At 68.1% G+C, this 19,754-nt stretch carries 17 protein-coding genes; 13 read left to right on the top strand and 4 right to left on the bottom strand.

Translation table 11 applies throughout. The features are described from left to right. Nucleotides 1-20 precede the first annotated feature (20 nt). From IEX71_RS01120 to ilvC, 6 genes are all read left to right on the top strand, one after another. A complete protein-coding gene (locus IEX71_RS01120) occupies nucleotides 21-758 on the top strand; it encodes an amino acid ABC transporter permease (RefSeq protein ID WP_229749359.1) in 738 nt (245 codons plus the stop codon). Beyond that, a complete protein-coding gene (locus tag IEX71_RS01125) occupies nucleotides 758-1,456 on the top strand; it encodes an amino acid ABC transporter permease (protein ID WP_188835138.1) in 699 nt (232 codons plus the stop codon). Before IEX71_RS01120 ends, IEX71_RS01125 begins: the two co-directional genes overlap by 1 nt. 94 nt (nucleotides 1,457-1,550) lie before the next feature. Beyond that, complete coding sequence (gene ehuA, locus IEX71_RS01130) at nucleotides 1,551-2,306, top strand: ectoine/hydroxyectoine ABC transporter ATP-binding protein EhuA (protein ID WP_229749470.1); 756 nt, start codon at nucleotides 1,551-1,553, stop codon at nucleotides 2,304-2,306. Between the two features lie 386 nt (nucleotides 2,307-2,692). Next, a complete protein-coding gene (locus tag IEX71_RS01135) occupies nucleotides 2,693-4,537 on the top strand; it encodes an acetolactate synthase large subunit (protein WP_188835139.1) in 1,845 nt (614 codons plus the stop codon). Then, the gene (ilvN, locus tag IEX71_RS01140; protein WP_188835140.1) at nucleotides 4,537-5,049 is read left to right on the top strand and encodes an acetolactate synthase small subunit; all 513 of its coding nucleotides are present in this window, start codon (nucleotides 4,537-4,539) and stop codon (nucleotides 5,047-5,049) included. The genes IEX71_RS01135 and ilvN overlap by 1 nt, the downstream gene beginning before the upstream one ends. Before the next feature lie 112 nt (nucleotides 5,050-5,161). Beyond that, nucleotides 5,162-6,196, top strand: coding sequence for a ketol-acid reductoisomerase (ilvC, locus tag IEX71_RS01145; protein ID WP_308420943.1), 1,035 nt, complete (start codon nucleotides 5,162-5,164; stop codon nucleotides 6,194-6,196). Nucleotides 6,197-6,308: 112 nt separating this feature from the next. Here the strand turns inward: ilvC and IEX71_RS01150 are convergent, their stop codons facing one another. Beyond that, on the bottom strand, nucleotides 6,309-7,832 hold the full coding sequence (locus IEX71_RS01150; protein WP_188835141.1) for a polysaccharide pyruvyl transferase family protein: 1,524 nt from the start codon (nucleotides 7,830-7,832) through the stop codon (nucleotides 6,309-6,311). 232 nt (nucleotides 7,833-8,064) lie between these two features. Here IEX71_RS01150 and IEX71_RS01155 point away from each other — a divergent pair, with 232 nt between their 5' ends. Next, nucleotides 8,065-9,084: an ATP-binding cassette domain-containing protein gene (locus IEX71_RS01155; protein WP_188835142.1), complete on the top strand. Its 1,020-nt coding sequence runs from the start codon at nucleotides 8,065-8,067 to the stop codon at nucleotides 9,082-9,084. Continuing rightward, nucleotides 9,081-9,899 (top strand): ABC transporter permease, encoded by an 819-nt coding sequence (locus IEX71_RS01160; RefSeq protein ID WP_188835143.1) that lies wholly within the window; start codon nucleotides 9,081-9,083, stop codon nucleotides 9,897-9,899. Before IEX71_RS01155 ends, IEX71_RS01160 begins: the two co-directional genes overlap by 4 nt. Here IEX71_RS01160 and IEX71_RS01165 read toward each other — a convergent pair. After that, nucleotides 9,890-13,117, bottom strand: a complete 3,228-nt coding sequence (locus IEX71_RS01165; protein WP_188835144.1) for an AfsR/SARP family transcriptional regulator — start codon at nucleotides 13,115-13,117, stop codon at nucleotides 9,890-9,892. The genes IEX71_RS01160 and IEX71_RS01165 overlap by 10 nt on opposite strands. 537 nt (nucleotides 13,118-13,654) lie before the next feature. On the opposite strand from IEX71_RS01165, the gene IEX71_RS01170 reads away from it, so the two are divergent. From IEX71_RS01170 to IEX71_RS01180, 3 genes are all read left to right on the top strand, one after another. After that, entirely contained in the window at nucleotides 13,655-14,710 is a 1,056-nt protein-coding gene (locus IEX71_RS01170; protein ID WP_188835145.1) for a 3-isopropylmalate dehydrogenase, read from the top strand. 116 nt (nucleotides 14,711-14,826) lie between these two features. Next, nucleotides 14,827-15,927: a branched-chain amino acid aminotransferase gene (locus IEX71_RS01175; RefSeq protein ID WP_188835146.1), complete on the top strand. Its 1,101-nt coding sequence runs from the start codon at nucleotides 14,827-14,829 to the stop codon at nucleotides 15,925-15,927. A gap of 31 nt (nucleotides 15,928-15,958) precedes the next feature. Next, nucleotides 15,959-16,825: an HAD family hydrolase gene (locus tag IEX71_RS01180; RefSeq protein WP_188835817.1), complete on the top strand. Its 867-nt coding sequence runs from the start codon at nucleotides 15,959-15,961 to the stop codon at nucleotides 16,823-16,825. Here IEX71_RS01180 and IEX71_RS22335 read toward each other — a convergent pair. Both IEX71_RS22335 and IEX71_RS22340 read right to left on the bottom strand, forming a co-directional pair. Continuing rightward, a complete protein-coding gene (locus IEX71_RS22335) occupies nucleotides 16,781-17,098 on the bottom strand; it encodes a sugar transferase (RefSeq protein WP_229749361.1) in 318 nt (105 codons plus the stop codon). The genes IEX71_RS01180 and IEX71_RS22335 overlap by 45 nt on opposite strands. Before the next feature lie 85 nt (nucleotides 17,099-17,183). Continuing rightward, on the bottom strand, nucleotides 17,184-17,438 hold the full coding sequence (locus tag IEX71_RS22340; protein WP_229749362.1) for a hypothetical protein: 255 nt from the start codon (nucleotides 17,436-17,438) through the stop codon (nucleotides 17,184-17,186). A gap of 203 nt (nucleotides 17,439-17,641) precedes the next feature. On the opposite strand from IEX71_RS22340, the gene IEX71_RS01190 reads away from it, so the two are divergent. Both IEX71_RS01190 and IEX71_RS01195 read left to right on the top strand, forming a co-directional pair. Beyond that, nucleotides 17,642-17,845: a hypothetical protein gene (locus IEX71_RS01190; protein WP_188835148.1), complete on the top strand. Its 204-nt coding sequence runs from the start codon at nucleotides 17,642-17,644 to the stop codon at nucleotides 17,843-17,845. A gap of 137 nt (nucleotides 17,846-17,982) precedes the next feature. Continuing rightward, nucleotides 17,983-19,422, top strand: a complete 1,440-nt coding sequence (locus IEX71_RS01195; RefSeq protein WP_188835149.1) for an RNA polymerase sigma factor — start codon at nucleotides 17,983-17,985, stop codon at nucleotides 19,420-19,422. The last annotated feature ends 332 nt before the right edge of the window (nucleotides 19,423-19,754 follow it).

Here is a 19,754-nt window from a genome sequence, read left to right on the forward strand (position 1 = left end):
ACGATCGGAGCACAAGGATCGTGCCTGATTTGTCGTCCATCGCACCGGCTGGCGTCGTCGAAACCCTCCAGGACCACTGGCACACGCTGCTGGACGGGTTGAAGGTCACTCTTGAGCTGTCCGTGTTCGGCGGCGCTGTGGCGTTCGTTGTCGCCGTCGTACTCGGCCTCGCGGCCATCTCCCGGCTCGCCGTGGTCCGGACGGTGTCCCGCATCATCGTGGAGTTCTTTCGCGGCACGTCGCTCGTCGTACAGCTGTTCGTCCTGGTGTACGTGTTGCCGCAGGCCACCAGCGTGGGTTCGCATCCGCTGCTCTTCTGCGTCATCGCACTGGGCCTCAACTACGGTGCGTACGGCTCCGAGGTCGTGCGCGGTTCGCTGAACGCCGTGCCACCTGGTCAGTGGGAGACGACGACAGCGCTGTCCATGTCGTGGCTTACCAAGATCCGGCGGGTTATCTGGCCACAGGCGTGGGCGCTGATGCTTCCGGGGCTCAATAACCTGATGGTCATGCTGGTCAAGGGCACCGCGATCGCGTTGTTCATCGGCCTGCCCGACCTCACGTCGGTCGGTGACGACCTGCGCAAGTCCGGCGTGGATGCCTGGACGGTCTACGGCATCTCCTTCGTGCTCTATTACCTGGCGGCATTGGCGTTCTCGGCCTTCCTGCGTCATCTGGAAGTTCGTGCGCAGCGGCGACTGGGCATCAGACCCTCCAAGGTCAAGACGGCCCAGGCGACAGCGGAGGCGGTGGCCTGATGAGCTCGTCCGTGAAATGGGACTGGAGCCTCGCAAACGAGGCCTTCCCCGACATCCTCAAGGCGTTTCTCGAGGTCACGCTCCTCGTCACCGTCGCGGCGTCAATTCTGTCCGCGCTCCTCGGCCTGGTCTGGGCCGTTGCGTTGCGGGAGCTGCCCGGTCCGCTCAGCAAGGTCCTGGGGTGGCTGCTCGGCGTCATACGGATGACGCCCCTGCCGTTGCAGTTGCTGATCGTGACCTACGGGATCGTCACGCCGCAGGGCTGGCTGGCCCACCTCGATGGCCCGGACCAGCTGAACCACCGGCTGATGATCATCGGCATCGTGGTCTTCGCGGTTCACTATTCGACCTACATGGCCGAGTCCTATCGCGCAGGCATTGAGTCGCTGCCCAAGGGGCAGTGGGAAGCCGCGACGGCGCTGTCACTACCGCAGAGTCGGACATGGCGCGTCGTAATCATCCCGCAGGCGCTGCGAGCGACGCTGCCGTCACTCGGCAACTGGGCGATCGCGATGTTCAAGGACACGCCCTACCTGCTGGCGATCGGTGTCATTGAGATGGTGACCCAAGCCAGACAGATCGGCGGGGACCACTTCGACTACATCGAGGTGTTCACCATTGCCGGGCTGATCTTCCTGGTGGCGAGTTATCCGACCGCCATCCTCATGCGCCGATTGGAGAAGAAGCTTGCCTACTGACAAGACCGACGGTGCGGGTGCGCCCGACCTGTCCAAGCAATCGGGCGCGGCGGTCCAGACCGGACCGGATTTCGACGGCAACGGCCGGCCGCGCATCGCTTTCGAGGACGTCTCGAAGCAGTTCGGCAAGAACGTCGTCCTCAACGACCTCAATTTCAATGTCGCCAAGGGCGAGCGGGTCACCCTGATCGGCCCGAGCGGTTCCGGCAAGACCACGATCCTGCGGCTGCTGATGACTCTGGAGGAGCTCAGCGGCGGTTTCATCTACGTCGACGGCGATCCGCTCACGCACCGGAAGAACGATGCCGGCAAAAGGGTGGCCATGAAGCCCAAGGAAATCTCCGTCATCCGCAAGCGGATCGGGATGGTCTTCCAGCAGTTCAACCTCTTCCCGAACATGTCGGTGATCGAGAACATCACCGAGGCGCCGATCCACGTCCTCGGCCAGTCCAAGGACGAGGCGCGGGAGAAGGCCAAGAAGCTGCTCGACCAGGTGGGCCTCGGCGACAGGGCCGAGGAGCACCCGACCCGGTTGTCCGGCGGCCAGCAGCAGCGGGTGGCGATCGCCCGGGCGCTGGCGATGGAGCCGGAGATCCTGTTGCTCGACGAGGTCACCTCGGCGCTTGACCCCGAGCTCGTCGGCGATGTGCTCGGTGTGCTGCGCGACGTCGCCAACAGCACCGACATCACCATGCTGCTGGTGACTCACGAGATGCAGTTCGCTCGCGACGTCTCGCACCGCGTGATGATGTTCGACGCCGGGCACATCATCGAAGAGGCGGAGCCCGACGCGATGTTCTCCGACCCGCAGCACGAGCGCACCAAGAAGTTCCTGCAAGCGATCCTGTAGTGCCTTTGGCAGGTACTCCTCCCGCCGGGTTCGCACGCTCACCCGCCGGGCATCGTCGTACCTGCGATCCCGACACCCGTTCAAGCCGCCCCGAGGTCGTTTCCTCGGGGCGGTGGTGGTTTACGTCACGTCCATATTTTGAGATCGCTATCTCAGAATGTTGACGCTCCATTGCGGTCGCACGACACTGGAGCGGTGGCACGAATTCTCGTACTTCCAAAGCGCGCAAGCTGATTCATTCGGCTCGCGCGCTGACCCTCACTGCCCGGACTCCGGGATGAGGGTTTTTTTATGCGCGAGCGTGCTTCCGAAGAGTTAAGGACGACAAGGTGACGACGCACAGTCCGGCCGAAGGACGGCCAACAGCATCAAGAGCTGACGCGGAGATGAGGGACGAATCTGCGCGTCAGATCCCGACCCCTGCGGAGGTGGCGCCGGCGGCGAAGCAGCCGGTGCCCGCGGAAGAAGTGACCGGCGCACAGAGCCTGGTGCTCGCGCTCGAGTCCGCCGGGGTAGAAGTCGTCTTCGGGCTGCCGGGTGGTGCGATCCTGCCGGCATACGATCCGTTGTTGGACTCGACCAAGGTGCGCCACATCCTGGTCCGCCACGAGCAGGGCGCCGGGCACGCCGCCGAGGGATACGCGTCGGCGACCGGCCGAGTCGGTGTCTGTATGGCGACCAGCGGCCCCGGCGCGACCAACTTGGTCACCGCGATCGCCGACGCCTACATGGACTCGGTTCCGATGGTCGCGATCACCGGGCAGGTCAGCTCCAAGACGATCGGCACCGACGCCTTCCAGGAAGCCGACATCCGCGGCATCACCATGCCGATCACCAAGCACAGCTACCTGGTCACCGAGCCGGGCGGCATCGCCGCCGCGATCAAGGAGGCGTTCCACATCGCCTCGACCGGCCGCCCCGGTCCGGTGCTCGTCGACGTCACCAAGGACGCGATGGTCGGCAAGACAACGTTCGAGTGGCCGGCCGACGTCGCGCTGCCCGGGTATCGGCCGGTGACCCGGCCGCACCACAAGCAGATCCGTGCGGCGGCCAAGCTGATCCGGGAGGCCCAGCGCCCGGTCTTCTACCTCGGTGGCGGCATCGTGCGTGCCGAGGCGGCGGAGGAACTGCGTGAACTGGTCGAGGTCGCGGGGATCCCGTTGGTGACAACGCTGATGGCGCGCGGAGTCGTGCCCGACAGTCACCCGCTGCACCTGGGTATGCCTGGCATGCACGGCTCGGTCGCCGCGGTCACCGCGCTGCAGAAGTCGGACCTGCTGATCGCGATCGGCACCCGCTTCGACGACCGGGTCACCGGCCACCTCCCGTCCTTCGCGCCCGGCGCCAAGGTCATCCACGCCGACATCGACCCGGCCGAGATCTCCAAGAACCGCGTCGCCGACGTCCCGATCGTCGGGGACGCCAAGGCCGTCATCGCCGACCTGATCACCGCTCTGCGGTCCGACCAGGACGCCGGCCGGGGCGGCGACTTCACCGCCTGGGCCGAACGCACCCGCGGCTGGGCGGACACCTACCCCTTGGGCTACAGCCCTGCCGACAATGCGACGGCGATCCCGCCGCAGTACGTCATCGAGCGGATCGGCGCGCTCACCGGACCCGAAGCGGTGTATGCCGCCGGTGTCGGCCAGCATCAGATGTGGGCGGCACAGTTCGTGAAGTACGAACGCCCCAACTCCTGGCTCAACTCCGGCGGCCTCGGCACCATGGGCTACTCGGTGCCGGCCGCGATGGGCGCGAAGGTCGGCGAACCCGACCGCGTCGTCTGGGCGATCGACGGGGACGGCTGCTTCCAGATGACAAATCAGGAGCTGGCCACCTGCATGATCAACAAGATCCCGATCAAGGTCGCGATCATCAACAACTCCAGCCTCGGCATGGTGCGGCAGTGGCAGACGCTCTTCTACAACGAGCGCTACTCCAACACGGATCTGCATACGTCCGCCGCCGGGTCGCGCATCCCCGACTTCGTCAAGCTCGCGGAGGCCTACGGGTGCGTCGGACTACGCTGCGAGAAGACCGAGGACGTCGACGCGACCATCGCGAAAGCGTTGGAGATCAACGATGTTCCGGTGGTCATCGACTTCGTGGTGGAGCGCGATGCGATGGTGTGGCCGATGGTGCCAGCCGGTGTGAGCAACGACCTGGTCACCACGGCGCGGGCAATGACACCCGTGTGGGACCGCGACGACGACGCAGAGGGGAGCCGCTGATGGCGCGCCATACCTTGTCGGTGCTGGTGGAGGACAAACCCGGTGTGCTGGCACGCATCTCGGGTCTCATCTCCCGGCGCGGCTTCAACATCGACTCGCTTGCGGTGGGACCGACCGAGAACGACGAGGTCTCCCGTATGACGATCGTCGTCGACGTCGACGAGACCGCCCTGGAGCAGGTGACCAAGCAGCTCAACAAACTCATCGAGGTGCTCAAGGTCGTCGAACTCGAGGAGACCGGGTCGGTCCAGCGGGAGCTGGTGCTCATCAAGGTCCGGTGTGACGCCGCGTCGCGCGCCGAGATCGTGCAGATCACCCAGATGTTCCGGTGCAACGTCGTCGACGTCGGGCTCGATGCGGTCGTCATCGAGGCGACCGGCACGCCCGGCAAGCTCGAGGCGTTGCTCGAAGTGCTCGATCCGTATGGCGTCCGCGAGATCGTTCAGTCCGGTCTCGTCGGTGTCGGTCGCGGTGGCAAGTCCATCACCGACCGGGGTCGGCGCAGCGCGTAGCACAGAACGGTGAGCCGAGGAGCTCGTGACGAACGAGCGAGCGTCTCGAGGCCTCGCGGTTTGAATTCGTCTACATACCAACCAATTTCACATATCAACCAAGGAGATTCCAGTGGCCGAGATGTACTACGACGACGACGCCGACCTGTCGGTGATCCAGGGCCGCAAGGTCGCCGTCATCGGCTACGGCAGCCAGGGTCACGCCCACGCGCTCAACCTGCGTGACTCCGGTGTCGACGTCCGGATCGGCCTGCGCGACGGCTCGAAGTCGAAGGAGAAGGCGGAGAACGAAGGGCTGCGTGTGTTGCCCGTCGCCGACGCGGTCAAGGAGGCCGACGTCGTCGTCATCCTCGCGCCCGACCAGGTGCAGCGCACCCTCTACGCCGAGGAGATCGAGCCGAACCTGAACCCCGGCGCCGCGCTGGTCTTCGGGCACGGCTTCAACATCCGCTACGACTACATCAAACCGAAGTCCGACGCCGACGTACTGATGGTCGCCCCGAAGGGCCCCGGCCACATCGTGCGTCGCGAGTATGTCGACGGTCGCGGCGTGCCGGTCGTGCTCGCGGTCGAACAGGACGCGTCCGGCACGACCTGGGACCTGGCGAAGGCCTACGCCAAGGGCATCGGTGGCCTGCGCGCCGGCGGCATCAAGACGACCTTCACCGAGGAGACCGAGACCGACCTCTTCGGCGAGCAGTCCGTCCTGTGCGGTGGCGCGTCGCAGCTCGTGCAGTACGGCTTCGAGGTGTTGACCGAGGCCGGCTACCAGCCCGAGGTCGCCTACTTCGAGTGCCTGCACGAGCTGAAGCTCATCGTCGACCTGATGATCGAGGGTGGCATCGCCAAGCAGCGCTGGTCGATCTCCGACACCGCCGAGTTCGGTGACTACGTCTCCGGCCCGCGCGTCATCGACCCGCACGTGAAGGAGAACATGAAGGCCGTGCTGGCCGACATCCAGGACGGCTCGTTCGCCAAGCGGTTCATCGACGATCAAGATGCTGGCGCGCCGGAGTTCAAGGCGTTCCGCGAGAAGGGTGCCCAGCACCCCATCGAGGCGACCGGCAAGAAGCTGCGCGGCCTGATGAGCTGGCTCAAGGACAGCGACACCGACACCGACTACGTCGAAGGATCAGCCGCCCGCTGAGTCCTCGGGTCTGCTTCGACTCCCGACCCGGGGCCCATCACGAATGACGGCTTCTTCGGCGAGTGACGGCCCAATTGGGCCGTCACTCGTCGAGGGAGCCGTCATTCGTGGTTCAGGGGCGTAGGCGGGAGATGAGGCCGCGCAGCCGAGTCGGCACTCGCACGGCACGCTGGGACCGGTCGGTGGCGCGCTGCGCTTCCGCGGACACCTTGGCCACCCGTTTGTCGATGGCGGCCAGCTTCTTCTCGGCCCGCGTGGCACGCTGCTCGGCGGCTTCCGCGCGCCGCACGGCTGCCGCGGCCCGCTTCTCCGCCTGGTCCACTCGCTCGGTCAACTGCGCGAGCTGATCGTTGCTGTGGGCCTTCAGCCGGCCCAGGTCACGGCGTAGTTGGGCCTGTTGCTGCTTCTGCCGGTTGCTCCGCTCCTGCAGCACCGCGTGCCGATGCGCCACGTCCGCGGGTCGGTCCTGCCAGGTCGGCCGGACCGGTGGCGGGAAGTCGATGCGCCGGATCCGGGCTTCGTAGTGCGCGCGCGCCGACTCCTGTCCGGGGTCGTAGATGTGCTCGAAACCGTTCTCGTGGATGAAATCGCTCAGCCGCTGGAAGCGTTCGGTGTGGCCACGGTTGAACTCCGAGAAGTCGGCCAGTGCATAGAGCTCCTGCACTGTTGCGGGCAACGGTTCGGTGCCGCGAACGACATACGGGATGCCGTGATAGCGCGCCAGCTCGAAGGTGCGTGAGTCGTGCGCGAGCATCACGCACGGTGTGCCACCGAGGACGGCCGCGATGTTGCCGTGTGCGCGAGCCCCGAAGGAGAAGTCCATCTCGGCCAGCCGGTCGATCCACGGGTAGGCGTCGAGGTAGAACTCGGCCTGACCGGAGGCGAACTGCTGGTGCGAGGAGTCCAGAGGCAACCGCAGGTCGGCCTCGGAGTATGGCGCCGTCGCCCACAGCATCAGCTCAAGGGTCCCGTGCTCCTGCGGCAGGTAGGTCGCGAGGTAGTTGTGCTCGGCATCCTCGATCAGGTCCCCGCCGAACGGGTCCTTGGTCTCCAGGTTGTAGGCGATCGGTGCACCCGGCTGCAAGGTGTCCGGGACCTCGACCCGGTGACCGGGGCCGTGCAACGTCATCGAGGGACAGCCGACGACGACCACGTCGTCGAATCCGAGCGAGCGCAGGTATGCGGCACTCATCTCACCGCGGACCGACAGCTTGCTCGAGCCGTCAAGCACCGCCCGAGCGAAGCGCCGGATGGTCGGCTCCATCTTCCGCAGCGACGCCGGATCGCCGTCCGGGGGGAGCTGGGCGCCGCCGGACAGCATCAGGAACGGGATGGTCAGCCGCTCCAGGAACTGTGCGGTGCGCAGCAGTTCGTTCTCGAACTCGGGTCGGAACGCGTTGGCCAACGGCAGGATGAAGCCGTCGTACTCGTCGTTCACCCGGTCCGCCATAGCCGCGTTGATCTTGTAGCGGTTGGCGTCCACGACCGTGTCCCGTGTCGAGAAGAGCTTGTGCGATGCCGCCCCGTAGACGAGGTTGCCGTTGTTGGTGCCCAGGGTGTTGCGGTCGAGTGTGTGGAAAGCGTCCACGGCTTCGAAAGGTGTCTTTCCGAGCCGCATGAGGTACCGCTTGCTCATAGTCTCCGACTCCGCCCCACGGGGATGCGTGACAGCCGCGGACGGTCGGCTACACGGCACTCGGTCCTGGCAGACTACTCACGCGCATGCGGCGGCAGGTTCGAACGCGTGAAACTGACCTGAAACCGCTGCGAATCCGAGGTCGGTTGAAGTTGTCCTCATGCCCCGGCGCCGTGCCGGCGGCTGTGACCCGTGAAGGGTCACCGTTCCATCCGACGGGGAGACAACCACCATGACCCGACTGGCTGTCGAGGCCACCGGTCTCGTCAAGAAGTTCGGCAGCCTGCGCGCTGTCGATGGGATAGACCTCCAGGTGCGTCCGGGCGAGGTCTTCGGCGTGCTCGGCCCCAACGGCGCCGGCAAGACGACGATGCTGAGCATGCTCGCGACCCTGCTGCGCATCGATGCCGGCTCCGCGAGCATCTTCGGTGTCGACGTCCGGAGCGAACCGCACAAGGTGCGGCAACTGATCGGACTGACCGGGCAATACGCCTCGGTCGACGAAAAGCTCACTGCGAGAGAGAATCTCGTGCTCTTCGCCCGTATCCACGGGCAAGGGAGTGCCGCGGCACGGCATACGGCCGACGACCTGCTCGAGCGCTTCGGCCTGACCGACGCCGGTGACCGGCTGCTGGAGAAGTTCTCCGGTGGCATGCGGCGCCGGCTCGACCTCGCGGCGAGCCTGATCTCCTCCCCACCGCTGATCTTCCTCGACGAGCCGACCACCGGGCTCGACCCGCGGACGCGGGGACAGATGTGGGACACGATCCGCGACCTCGTCCGGCAGGGTTCCACGATCCTGCTCACGACGCAGTACCTCGACGAGGCCGACCAGCTCGCCGACCGGATCGCCGTGATCGACAAGGGCCGCAAGGTCGCTGAGGGCACCTCGGGGGAGCTCAAGGCGTCCGTCGGCCGGTCGACACTGGCGGTCCGGCTGGCGGATCCGGACGACATGGACGCCGCTGCGCGAGCCGTCGCGCAGGTCCTGGGCCGCCCGGCCAGTCGCACTCCCGAGGCTGCGCGTCTCACCGTGCCGATGGAGCGTGCGGACGACGCCGCCGAGGCACTGATCGCACTGCGTCACGGCGGGATCAGCATTCAGGAGGTCAAGGTCGAGGAACCCACGCTGGACGAGGTGTTCCTGGCACTGACCGGAGCACCCGCCACCGCCGAACCTGAGATTGCCGGCGACGACCGCACGGACAACGCTGCCCACGCGCAGCACGACCAGATGGAGGTCAGCCGATGACCACGCTCACCTCGACCGGCGACGTCGCGTTGCCCGAGCTGCAGCCACGGGTCAGCCCGCGCGAGACGCTGCGGCAGATCCTGCTGATGGCCGGTCGCGCCCTGCACAAGATGCGCCGCAACCCGGAGCAGTTCTTCGACGTGACGCTCCAACCTCTTTTGTTCACACCTATGTTCGGCTACATCTTCGGTGGTGCCGTCGCCGGAGGAGTGTCGAAGTACTTGCCGATGTTGATCCCCGGCATCCTCGTGCAGACCGCACTGACGACGTGTATGGCGACCGGCGTGACGCTGCGCGAGGACATGGAGAAGGGTGTCTTCGACCGCTTCAAGTCCCTGCCGATGTCCCGCGTCGCACCACTCGCCGGTCCTGCGGTGGCCGACACGATCCGCTACACGATCGCCACCACGCTGACCTTCGGGGTCGGCATTGCGATGGGCTACCGGCCCGGTGGCGGGGTGCTCGGTGTCCTCGGCGCGGGTCTGTTGGTGATCTTCGCGGCCTGGTCACTGTCGTGGGTCTTCACTTTCCTGGGCACCATCATGAAGTCGGCGCAGGGTTTGCAGGGCATCTCGATGATGGTGCTGTTCCCGCTGACGTTCCTGTCCAACGCCTACGTACCGACGTCGACCATGCCCGACTGGCTGCAGGCGTTCGTGAAGGTCAACCCGGTGTCGCACGTCGTGTCAGCGCTGCGTTCCCTGGCGAACGACGGCGCCGTCAACGGAGAGGTCGGCTGGGCGCTGCTGGCCTGTGCGGCGGTGGTCGCGATCTTCGTCCCGCTCGCGGTCCGCGGTTATCGACGTCAGCTCTGACGCCAGCTCTGCGGAAGCTCATCGAGCCAGGTGCTGAGTTGCTTGAGCAACTCGTCGCGGCCGGCGCCGGCATACGTCTTCGTCGCGGAGGCGTATGCCGGCGCGTCCGTCTGTATGGCGAGCTGTTCGGCACGATCGCGTGACATGGCCGGGGGCGTGCGTGAGACCCCCAGCGCGTCCGAGAGTGCGACGCCTCGTGCGGTGTGCCTGCGCTCAGCGGCGGTCGTGGCGGACGCTGCGAGCGCGTAGCTCAGTCCGAGCACGGCACCGCCGCACACCGGTAGATCCACTCGGATCACCAGCGAGGTCGGGCTGATGATGTCGGCCGCCACGTCCCGCAAGGACTCGATCAGCTTGCCCGGGAGCTCGGTGACCGCGTCGAACCGGCCGTTGGCGGCGTGCGAGGCGAGGCAGGCGGCGCGGGCGATCGTCACCCACGGCGTGGTGGTCTCTTCGCCGATGAACGGCGCCAGATGAGAACGGGTCTCGGCGTGTTCGACCGCGGCGCGGTAACGGCGGAGGGCCGAGTCGACCTGACCGCCGGCGAGCTCCAGCTCGGCGCGGATCGTCAGTCCCATGGTGCCTTCACCGAAGGAGTCCGCCGCCGGATCGAAACCCGCGGCCTGCAATTGGTCCTCCGCTCCGGACAGGTCATCGCGGTGCAGGCGCAGCGTCGCCAGCATCCACCGGATCGAGGTGATGTCGCCCTGTGCGCCAAAGCGTGCCAACAGCGGCAGCACGCGCTCGGCCATCGCCTCGGCCTCCGCGTATTCGCCCAGGGACGAGGCGAGCTCGGCGACTCGAGACTGGTTGACGAGGGTGCCCCAGAGACTCGACATCATCGCCTCGTCCTGCACGCCCCGGCGCGCGGTCTGCAGTGCCTCCGTCACGCGACCGTCGTTCTCCAGGATGTGCGATGCGAGCAGTATGGCGGTGGCTCGCAGCATCGGGTCGGCGGAGTCGGCCAGCTCGAGCGCCCGATCGGCATCGAGGACCCGAGCGCCGATCGGGAGCCGGCCACCGCTGTCCGTGACGAGTCGCCCCAACGCCTCGACGACACCTGTCCGGCTCGCCGGAGGGAGGCGCTGCACGAGCACCAGCGCGCGCAGGCCGGTCGGGTTGCCGACGATGGTGAGATTGACCGTGGCGAGGACCAGTGCTTGACGAGTGATCTCGACGTCGTCCGGGTCCGGCCGGTAATGGCTGATCACCCGGACCGCGTCGGCGGCCGGTCCGAAGACCTGCTCGTGGCGCGACTGGACCGACCACAATGCGGCCAGCGCACCGAAGAGCGCAGCCGTTCCGGCCGGGTCCTCGCGATCCACGGCCGCGCGCAGTGCCGCGGCGAGGTTGTCCTCCTCGGCGAGCAGGAACGCCAGCGCATCGTCCGGCGCCGGACCGAAGAGCACGGGCCCGTGCGTGCGGGCGGCTCCGGCGGCCCACACGATGACTGCGCGGAGCGCTGCCTCGGTGCAGTCGGTGCGCTTGAGTTGTTCGGCACCGAACTCGCGCACCGTCTCCAGCATCCGGAAACGGGGCCGGCTGTCGCGGTCCGCGCGGCGCAGCAGTGACTGGTCGACCAGGTGCTCGACGATGTCCACGGGGTCGCCGGCGGTCGAGCCGGCCTTGGCGAGCACATCGCCCGCGGCCTCGAGATCGAAGCCGTCGGCGAAGACCGAGAGTATGGCGAGAGCCTCCTGCTCGGGCCTGCCCAGCAGCTGCCAGCTCCAGTCGATGACCGCCTGCAGGGTGCGATGCCGGTCAGGTGCGTCCCGAGCGCCGCGGTTGAGCAGGGCGAAGCGATCGCCGAGCCGATGCTCGATCTGCTGCACGGACAGGACATTGGTGCGTGCCGCGGCGAGCTCGAGGGCCAACGGCAGTCCGTCGAGACGGGCGCACAGGCGGCGTACGACGTCGTCGGGCAACTCGATGCCCGGCCGCACCGCCCGGGCACGTTGTGTGAAGAGCTCGACCGCGATGTCCGGGTCGAGTTCGGCCAGCGGGTAGGTGGTCTCGGAGGACAGTCCCAGTGGGGCGCGTGTGGTGGTGAGGATGTGCAGGTCGGGCAGCATCGCCACGAGAGCACTGACCAGGCGGACGGCCCCGTCGAGGACGTGCTCGCAGTTGTCCAGCACCAACAGGGCCGAACCGCCGGAGAGGTTGCGCGCTATCGCGGTGGTCAGGTCCGTGGGTGCCTCTGTGGCGCGCCCGGCGCGCGTGCTCACCCCGGTCACTCCGAGTGCGGAGGCCACCTCGGCCACCACCCGGTCCGGGTCGGTGACGCCCGCCAGCCCGACGAACTGCACGGATCGTTGCAGTGCTCGACGGCTGACGGCGTGTGCCAGCCGGGTCTTGCCGAGTCCGCCCGGTCCGAGGATGGAGGTCACCCGAGCGCTCTGGGTCAGTGCCGTGAGCGCGTCGATGTCGTCATCCCGGCCGAGCAGGGGATTGGGGTCGTGCTCGACACCGGTGCGGACCTGCGGGCGGTCGCTGTCCAACAGCTCGCGGTGGACGGCCTGTAGTGCCGGCCCGGGATCGGTGCCGAGTTCGTCACGCAACGAACGGCGGTGGTGTTCATAGCGATCCAGCGCCGTCGCACGGGATCCGGTGGCCGCCTCGGACCGCAGCAGGGCGGCGAGGACGGCTTCGTCGCGGGGCGTGTCCTCGAGGCAGGAGGCGAGCAACTCTCGGGCCTCGGCGTGGCGGCCGACGGCCGTCAACGCCAGCCCGCGTTCGCGACGCAGGAGGATCAGGTGGGGCAGCGAGTCCTGCCGCAGGCGCTGCACCGGATCGTCCGCGTTGGCCGCCGCATCGAGATCGTCGACGGTCGGCTCCGGCCACAGTGCAAGGCCGGCGTCGGCGTGCGCGAGTGCCGCTGCTGCGTCGCCCTCGCGCGCGGCCCTGCGGGTGGCCGATGCGCGCAGGCGGAGCGCGGTCGCGTCGATCTCCTCCTCGTCGAGCGCGAGACGGTAGCCGGTCGGTGTGCTGCTGATGACGTCGTGGCCGAGCGCCGACCGGGCGCGCGACACCAGGACTTGGAGGGCTTTGTTCGGGTGCTCGGGGCGCTGCTGGGGCCAGAGTTCGTCGATGAGCCGGCCACTGCTCACGCCGGTGCGCAGATCGGCGGACAGACACGCGGTCAGGCGTCCGATCGCCACGCTCTTGATGGGTGTGCCGTCGAAGGAGACCTCCGGCAGCACGATCAATCGGACACTCACTCTCTGAGCCTAATAGGCGCGGGTCTCGCCGTACGTCACAGTCGCATCATCCAAATGATGAGATTTGGGTATCGAAGAGCGGACGCTGAGGCGTAGCTTTGGCTACATGAAGCGGAGCCTCATCCTCATCGGCTGCCGCGGCGAGCTCTAGGTCAGCACCTCGCCGCGGAGATCCCGCGCTGCGCTGACGACTCGCCAAACTTTTCGCACTTCCGCCCGGCCTGGTTCCACACGGGGGAGCACCGTGGCCGCGCATTTCACGTGAAGGACCGCATCATGACCGAAGAACAGCTCGAAACCCGACGCGCTCTGCAGGAGTCCATGGACCTCCGGGACTGACCGCGTCGCAATAGACGTGCGGGAATCGTCGGGTGTTGGCGAATTCCCGCGCACCGCATCGTGTTCAGCGCTCGATGCATTCTCCTAAAAGGGCCCCGATCGTGATCCGGTCGGGGCCCTGGTGCGTCTCGCGTCGGCCGATGTCCGACATACAAGATTCCAATATCGAATGACGAGACGTCGCCCTACCCTGAACGTATGACGACAGCTCCCACGCAGCACATCAATCTGGCGGTCATCGGCGGCGACGGCATCGGGCCGGAAGTCGTCGCCGAGGGGCTCAAGGTCCTCGACGCGGTGTCCGACGCGAAGGTCGAACGCACGGAGTACGACCTGGGCGCGCAGCGGTGGCACGCCACCGGAGAGACGCTGCCGGACGGTGTACTCGAGGAGCTGCGCGGCCACGACGCGATCCTGCTCGGTGCTATTGGTGACCCGACGGTGCCCAGCGGCGTGCTGGAACGGAACCTGTTGTTGCGTCTGCGGTTCGAGCTCGACCACTACATCAACCTGCGGCCCTCGAAGCTGTTCCCCGGCACGTCGTCCCCGTTGGACATCGCCAGGGTGGCACCGGACGGCATCGACTTCGTCGTGGTGCGCGAGGGCACCGAAGGCCCTTACACCGGCAACGGTGGCGCGCTGCGCGTCGGCACGCCGCACGAACTCGCGACCGAGGTCAGTGTCAACACCCGCTTCGGCGCCGAGCGCGCGGTCCGGGACGCCTTCGCCCGGGCCCAGGCTCGCGAGCGCAAGAAGCTCACCCTGGTGCACAAGCACAACGTGCTCACCCACGCCGGTCACCTGTGGCGACGCACCGTCGAGGAAGTGGGAGCCGAGTTCCCCGAGGTACAGACCGATTACGCGCATGTGGACGCTGCGACGATCTACCTGACGACGGACCCAGGGCGGTTCGACGTCATCGTCACCGACAACCTCTTCGGCGACATCATCACCGACCTCGCGGCAGCGGTCACCGGCGGCATCGGCCTGGCGGCATCGGGCAACATCAACCCCGACCGCACCGCGCCCAGCATGTTCGAGCCGGTGCACGGATCGGCCCCGGACATCGCCGGCAAGGGCATCGCGGACCCGACCGCCGCGATCCTGTCGGTCGGTCTGATGCTCGCCCACCTCGGGCACGATGCCGACGCCCAACGGGTCCAGGACGCCGTCTCGGCCGACCTCGCCGAGCGGGGAAGCACGCCCCGGTCCACCACCGAGGTCGGCGACGCGATCGCGGCCCGACTCGGGTAGCACGCGCGGCCCGGAAAGCCTGTGGCCCACGTCACCACCGCGTGCGAGCGGTCGGTGGCGTGGGCCTACGCTATTGCTTGGAAGTCCAACCAAAAGAGAGTTATCCGGAGGAAGTCATGGGCCTGCAGTTCACGGTCACCGAGCGGACCGACCGCGTGAGCGAAGCCGACCGTGCGAAGGTCCTGGCGGACCCGGGTTTCGGCAACCACTTCAGCGACCACATGGTCCGGATCGAGTGGGATTCCGAGGCGGGCTGGCATGACGCGGGCGTCGCGGCATACGGCCCGTTCCAGCTGGACCCGGCAGCCGCCGTCCTGCACTACGCGCAGGAGATCTTCGAGGGCATGAAGGCCTACCGGCACGCCGACGGCTCGGTCTGGACCTTCCGCCCCGAGGCGAATGCCGCCCGATTCGCCCGCAGCGCAACGCGATTGGCACTCCCGGTGTTGCCGGAGGAGGACTTCGTCCAATCGCTCAAGGAGCTCGTCGCGGTCGACAAGGCGTGGGTGCCCGAGGCTGGCGACGGTGGCGAGGCATCCCTCTACCTGCGGCCCTTCATGTTCGCGTCCGAGGCGTTCCTCGGGGTGCGGCCGGCCAGGAAGGTCACCTACGCGGTCATCGCGTCCCCGGCGGGCGCCTACTTCGGCGGCGACGGCGTCAAGGCGATCAACCTCTGGATCTCCACCGACTACGCCCGCGCCGGCGAAGGTGGCACCGGCGGTGCCAAGTGCGGTGGCAACTACGCGTCCTCGCTGGCCGGCCAGCTCGAAGGCATCGCGGCCGGCTGCGACCAGGCAGTGTTCCTGGACTCCTCGACGCACACCTACATCGAAGAGCTCGGCGGCATGAACCTCTTCCTGGTCTACAAGGACGGCCGCATCGTCACGCCCGAGCTCACCGGCTCGATCCTGGAGGGTGTCACCCGCAGCTCGATCCTCGAACTGGCCAAGGACCTCGGCCTCTCGCCCGAGGAGCGGCGCATCCCGATCCAGGAGTGGAAGGACGCCGCCGAAAGTGGCGAGCTCGCCGAGGTGTTCGCGTGCGGGACCGCCGCCGTCGTCACCCCGGTCGGCGAGTTGCGCTGGGACGGCGGGTCCTGCGACCACCGCCGTGACGGTCACGTCGACGAGGTCGCCGGCAAGATCCGCTCCACGCTGCTGGACATCCAGTACGGCCGGGTCGAGGACACCCACGGCTGGCTGACCCGTCTCGCGTAACTCACGTCGGACCGATTCCCGGGGGTCTCACATCTTCCCGAAGCTCGTCGCGAGCGACCTGGACGGCACCCTGCTGCGACCGGACGCGACGGTGTCACCACGCACCGCAGCGGCTTGGTCGCGGCTGCCCGAGATCGGCGTCGAGTCGGTCGTGGTGACCGCACGACCACCGCGGTGGCTGCACGCGCTGGAGGCGGTCGTCGGCGACCACGGCGTCGCGATCTGCGCCAACGGCGCGTTCGTGTACGACGTGCCCGGTCGCACCGTCCGGCAGGCCCATCCCATCGAGCACGCGCAGGTGCTCGAGATCGCCGAAGTGTTGCGGGGGAGCTTCCCGGGCATCGGCTTCATGGCCGAGCTCGCGACCGGCGTGCACATGGAGCCCGACTATCCGGGCGCCGACACCGAATGGCTGCCGGAGGTCGGCGTCGAATGGCTCCCGGACGGATCCGTGCGGGCGCCCGTCGAGGAGCTGGACCCGAACGCCGTCGTCGGCAAGTTGCTGGCCCGGCGTGAAGTCCTGGACGACGAGCGCTTCGTGTCCGCCGTGAGCCGGGTCCTGGGCGATCGCGCCGTCGTCGCACAGTCGCATCACGGCGGTCCCGCCGAGATCTCGGCACCTGGAGTCACCAAGGCGAGCGGCCTGCAGCACTGGTGCGACTCCCTCGGCATCGACGCCACCGAGGTGTGGGCGTTCGGGGACATGCCGAACGACCTGCCGATGCTGCGCTGGGCGGGCACGTCATACGCGATGGCGAACGGTCACCCCGACGTGATCGCCGCCGCTGACCGGCTGTGTGACAGCAACGCCGAGGACGGCGTCGCCCGCGTGCTGGAAACGCTCCAGCCGGGATCAGGGGGCTCGGCGCAGGCTGATGATGCCCGGTCGCGTCCGTAGCTGGCGGCGAAGTTCCTCCGGGCGTGGTGGAAGCGGCCCGACCAGGGACATGTCGCCGCGCAGCACGTTGATCAGCTGTGGCAGGGCGTCGAGGGCCGTGTGCCGCCGGACGGTCCGGAAACCGAGCATCCGGAAGATCCGGCCGTGAGCACCGATTCTGCGCTGGCTGCGCAGCAGCGGACCCGAAGGCCGCCTCCGAGCCAGCACCGCCATGCCCATGAAGACCGGCGACGCGAGCACCAGCGCGACGGCGGCGATCAGCCGTTCGAGCACATGGCCCACGCTGACGAGGCATCGACCGACGACCGTTCTCGGCGACTTGCTTCGAATGCGGCGCAGGTGGGGTGCGGCTGCAGGCTCAGGCATGAACATGAGGACCGGAATTCGTCGCTCGGCGGGCGCTACGCGGCCGGGTGGCCACCCACTCGTCATACACGGCCTGCGCCTCCTGCGCTCCGTGGTTGCCGTGCAACCGGTTGATCGAGGCCTGGAGCCAGCGGATGTAGCGGTACAGGTCCGGCGCGTCCTGCTTGGAAGCGAGGGCGCGGGTGAGCTCTCGCTGCAGCTGGCGGGGGAGTTCGGCGGCCAAGGTGCCGCGGTCCGGCTGGTCCATGAGTGTGCTCCTGTCCGAGAAGTGTTGCCCGTCATCAGGAGAAGACACCTCACCCCCGAATCCGTGACGCGAGGTCCGTGAACCCGTCCCTGACGGGCGATCACACCCGCCCGGTCGGCCGTCGCGTCACGTTTCGTGGCCTCGTGCGTCATACCAGGTACAGGGGCCGCGAACGGCGAGCGACAGTGTCAGGAGGACGGGACGTGACGGATGATGAGCCACGCATCGGGCCGGACCCCGGTTCGGAGGAGTTTCAGACGCTTGCTGCTGCGGTGCGCACGTACAGCCGGCTGGTGGCCCAGTCCCGGTCCCAGCCGATGAGCATCGATCCGGTGGACCTGCTGCACGCGCTCTCCGACGTGGGCGAGGCGTCCGTCGCGATGGTCCGGAACGCGGGCGCCGGCTGACCGGTTGATCGATCTGGCGGCGAGGTCGATCAACCGGGAGTCGACCGCACGCGGCCGCGTTGTGCGAGAATCTGGGCGCCACCTGGGGAGTTCGGGCTCCTGATCCGACGGTGGCACCTCCCCGAAGAAGAGACGCGATGACCGTTGCGGCAGAAGCCGATGACACCGACCTGTTGATGGCGGTGCGCGACGGCGACCCACGAGCGATGGCCGAGTTGTGGTCGCGGCACTATCCCGCGACGCTCGCTGCCGCACGCCGGGTGAGCCGGCAGCCGAAGGACGCCGAAGAGCTCGCCTCCGACGCCTTCTCGGGAATGCTCCACGCGATCAGCAACGACGGCGGCCCGTCGGCGTCGGTGCGTGGTTACCTGCTCACCTCGGTCCGCAACCAGGCGGCCAACCGCGCACGGCGCGCGTCGTCGAGCGATGTCCTCACCGACGAGATCACCGACTTCGAGAACGCCGACAGGGATGCCCTCGACCCGGTCGCGCACCACGCCGAGCTCGGACTGGTGCGTGAGGCGTTCGCGACGCTGCCGCCGCGGTGGCAGATGGTCCTGTGGCGCACCGCGGTCGACCATGAGAAGAACGCCGACCTGGCTGAGGAACTGGGCCGGTCACCGAATGCGATCGCCGCACTCGCGCGCCGTGCACGGACCGGTTTCCGGACGGCCTACATCCGGGCACACGGATCCACCCACGGCATCGCCCCGGAGTGCGCGCCATACGTCCCGCGACTGGTGGAACTGCTGCCCGAGGCGGACACCGTCGCCGCATCCGACGTGCGCGAGCACGTCGAGGACTGCCCCACGTGCGCCCGGCGGCTGGCGGATCTGCGGATCGTCGACGCCGACCTCGGCGGCGCGTTGCTCCCCGCTCTGCTGACACTCGGTCCGGGTATCGCCTGGGCGACCGCCGGCCATGTCGCGCCCGCCGCCGGAGGTGTCTTCTGGCTCAAATGGGGCAGCGGCGCCGGTCAGTCCCGCAAGCTGGCGATCGGCGGGGTCGCCACGGCTGTCGTGGTCGCCGGCACCTGCTCCGCCTTCGCGCTCACCCGCACCGGATCGAACCCGCCGCCGCAGGCGGCCACGCACTCGGTGAGTCGGAGTTCGCAGGCGCCGTCGAGTGCGGGGTCCGCGCCGGGAGCGGCGGCAGCCGGGTCCGGCAGCGCCGCGGCGGCCAAGAACAGGAACAAGAGCACGAGCACGAAGGCGAGTGCGTCGTCCGCGACGACGGCGTCGACCGACTCCACGGCGCCCAGCTCGTCGCGTGATCTACCCTCCTCGGCCGCGTCCACCACACGATCGGCGCCGCCCGCCGGGACCACCAGCTCACCGGTCAGCCTTCCGTCGTCGACCCGGCCCGGCAGCTCCACCCCGCCGATCGTCGTCACGACGCCGCCGGTGCGGACCACCACGCGACCGCCGAGCCACAGCCCGAGTCCGACCCCGACGCGGCCCTCGCCGCCATCGGCGACGCCGACGGTGCGGCCGAAGCCGACCCGCACCAAGCCCCCGCAGCCGACGCCGCCTCCGCCGGTCTGCCTGCCGCTGCTGTGTTGGCCCTGGAACTGGTGAGTCGCGCCGGTGTGGTCAGCCACGCCCTCAGCCGTCCGTATGGCGAGACGCCGGTGTCACGCCTCGGATGAGTGGTGGCAAGCTGTGCCCGTGGCACTCTTCGTGACCGCGGTTACCACCGCATCGGTCATTATCAGCTAGCGCGTCGGACCCGGTCCGACGCGCAACCTCCCGTTACCCCGGGAGGTTTTTTCGTGTCCGGGCCACCCACACCCGGCGCGAGCGGAGGACCGGCCCGCCGCGGCCACGTTCCACACCACGCATAGTCACCCCACGAAGTTCCCCCCCCGCAGCCTCCGATACTTCGCGAGGACCCCGACCAGCCCGCCTCG

Origin of the sequence: Flexivirga endophytica (genome assembly GCF_014640635.1) — a bacterium.
Lineage (GTDB): Bacteria > Actinomycetota > Actinomycetes > Actinomycetales > Dermatophilaceae > Flexivirga > Flexivirga endophytica.

Excerpts from the sequence above, each read along its gene's own strand:
- IEX71_RS01125 (WP_188835138.1), top strand. The coding sequence starts at position 758 with ATGAGCTCGTCCGTGAAATGGGACTGGAGCCTCGCAAACGAGGCCTTC.
- IEX71_RS01135 (WP_188835139.1), top strand. The coding sequence starts at position 2,693 with ATGAGGGACGAATCTGCGCGTCAGATCCCGACCCCTGCGGAGGTGGCG.
- ilvN (WP_188835140.1), top strand. The coding sequence starts at position 4,537 with ATGGCGCGCCATACCTTGTCGGTGCTGGTGGAGGACAAACCCGGTGTG.
- IEX71_RS01150 (WP_188835141.1), bottom strand. The coding sequence starts at position 7,832 with ATGAGCAAGCGGTACCTCATGCGGCTCGGAAAGACACCTTTCGAAGCC.
- IEX71_RS01155 (WP_188835142.1), top strand. The coding sequence starts at position 8,065 with ATGACCCGACTGGCTGTCGAGGCCACCGGTCTCGTCAAGAAGTTCGGC.
- IEX71_RS01160 (WP_188835143.1), top strand. The coding sequence starts at position 9,081 with ATGACCACGCTCACCTCGACCGGCGACGTCGCGTTGCCCGAGCTGCAG.
- IEX71_RS01170 (WP_188835145.1), top strand. The coding sequence starts at position 13,655 with ATGACGACAGCTCCCACGCAGCACATCAATCTGGCGGTCATCGGCGGC.
- IEX71_RS01175 (WP_188835146.1), top strand. The coding sequence starts at position 14,827 with ATGGGCCTGCAGTTCACGGTCACCGAGCGGACCGACCGCGTGAGCGAA.
- IEX71_RS22340 (WP_229749362.1), bottom strand. The coding sequence starts at position 17,438 with ATGGACCAGCCGGACCGCGGCACCTTGGCCGCCGAACTCCCCCGCCAG.
- IEX71_RS01195 (WP_188835149.1), top strand. The coding sequence starts at position 17,983 with ATGACCGTTGCGGCAGAAGCCGATGACACCGACCTGTTGATGGCGGTG.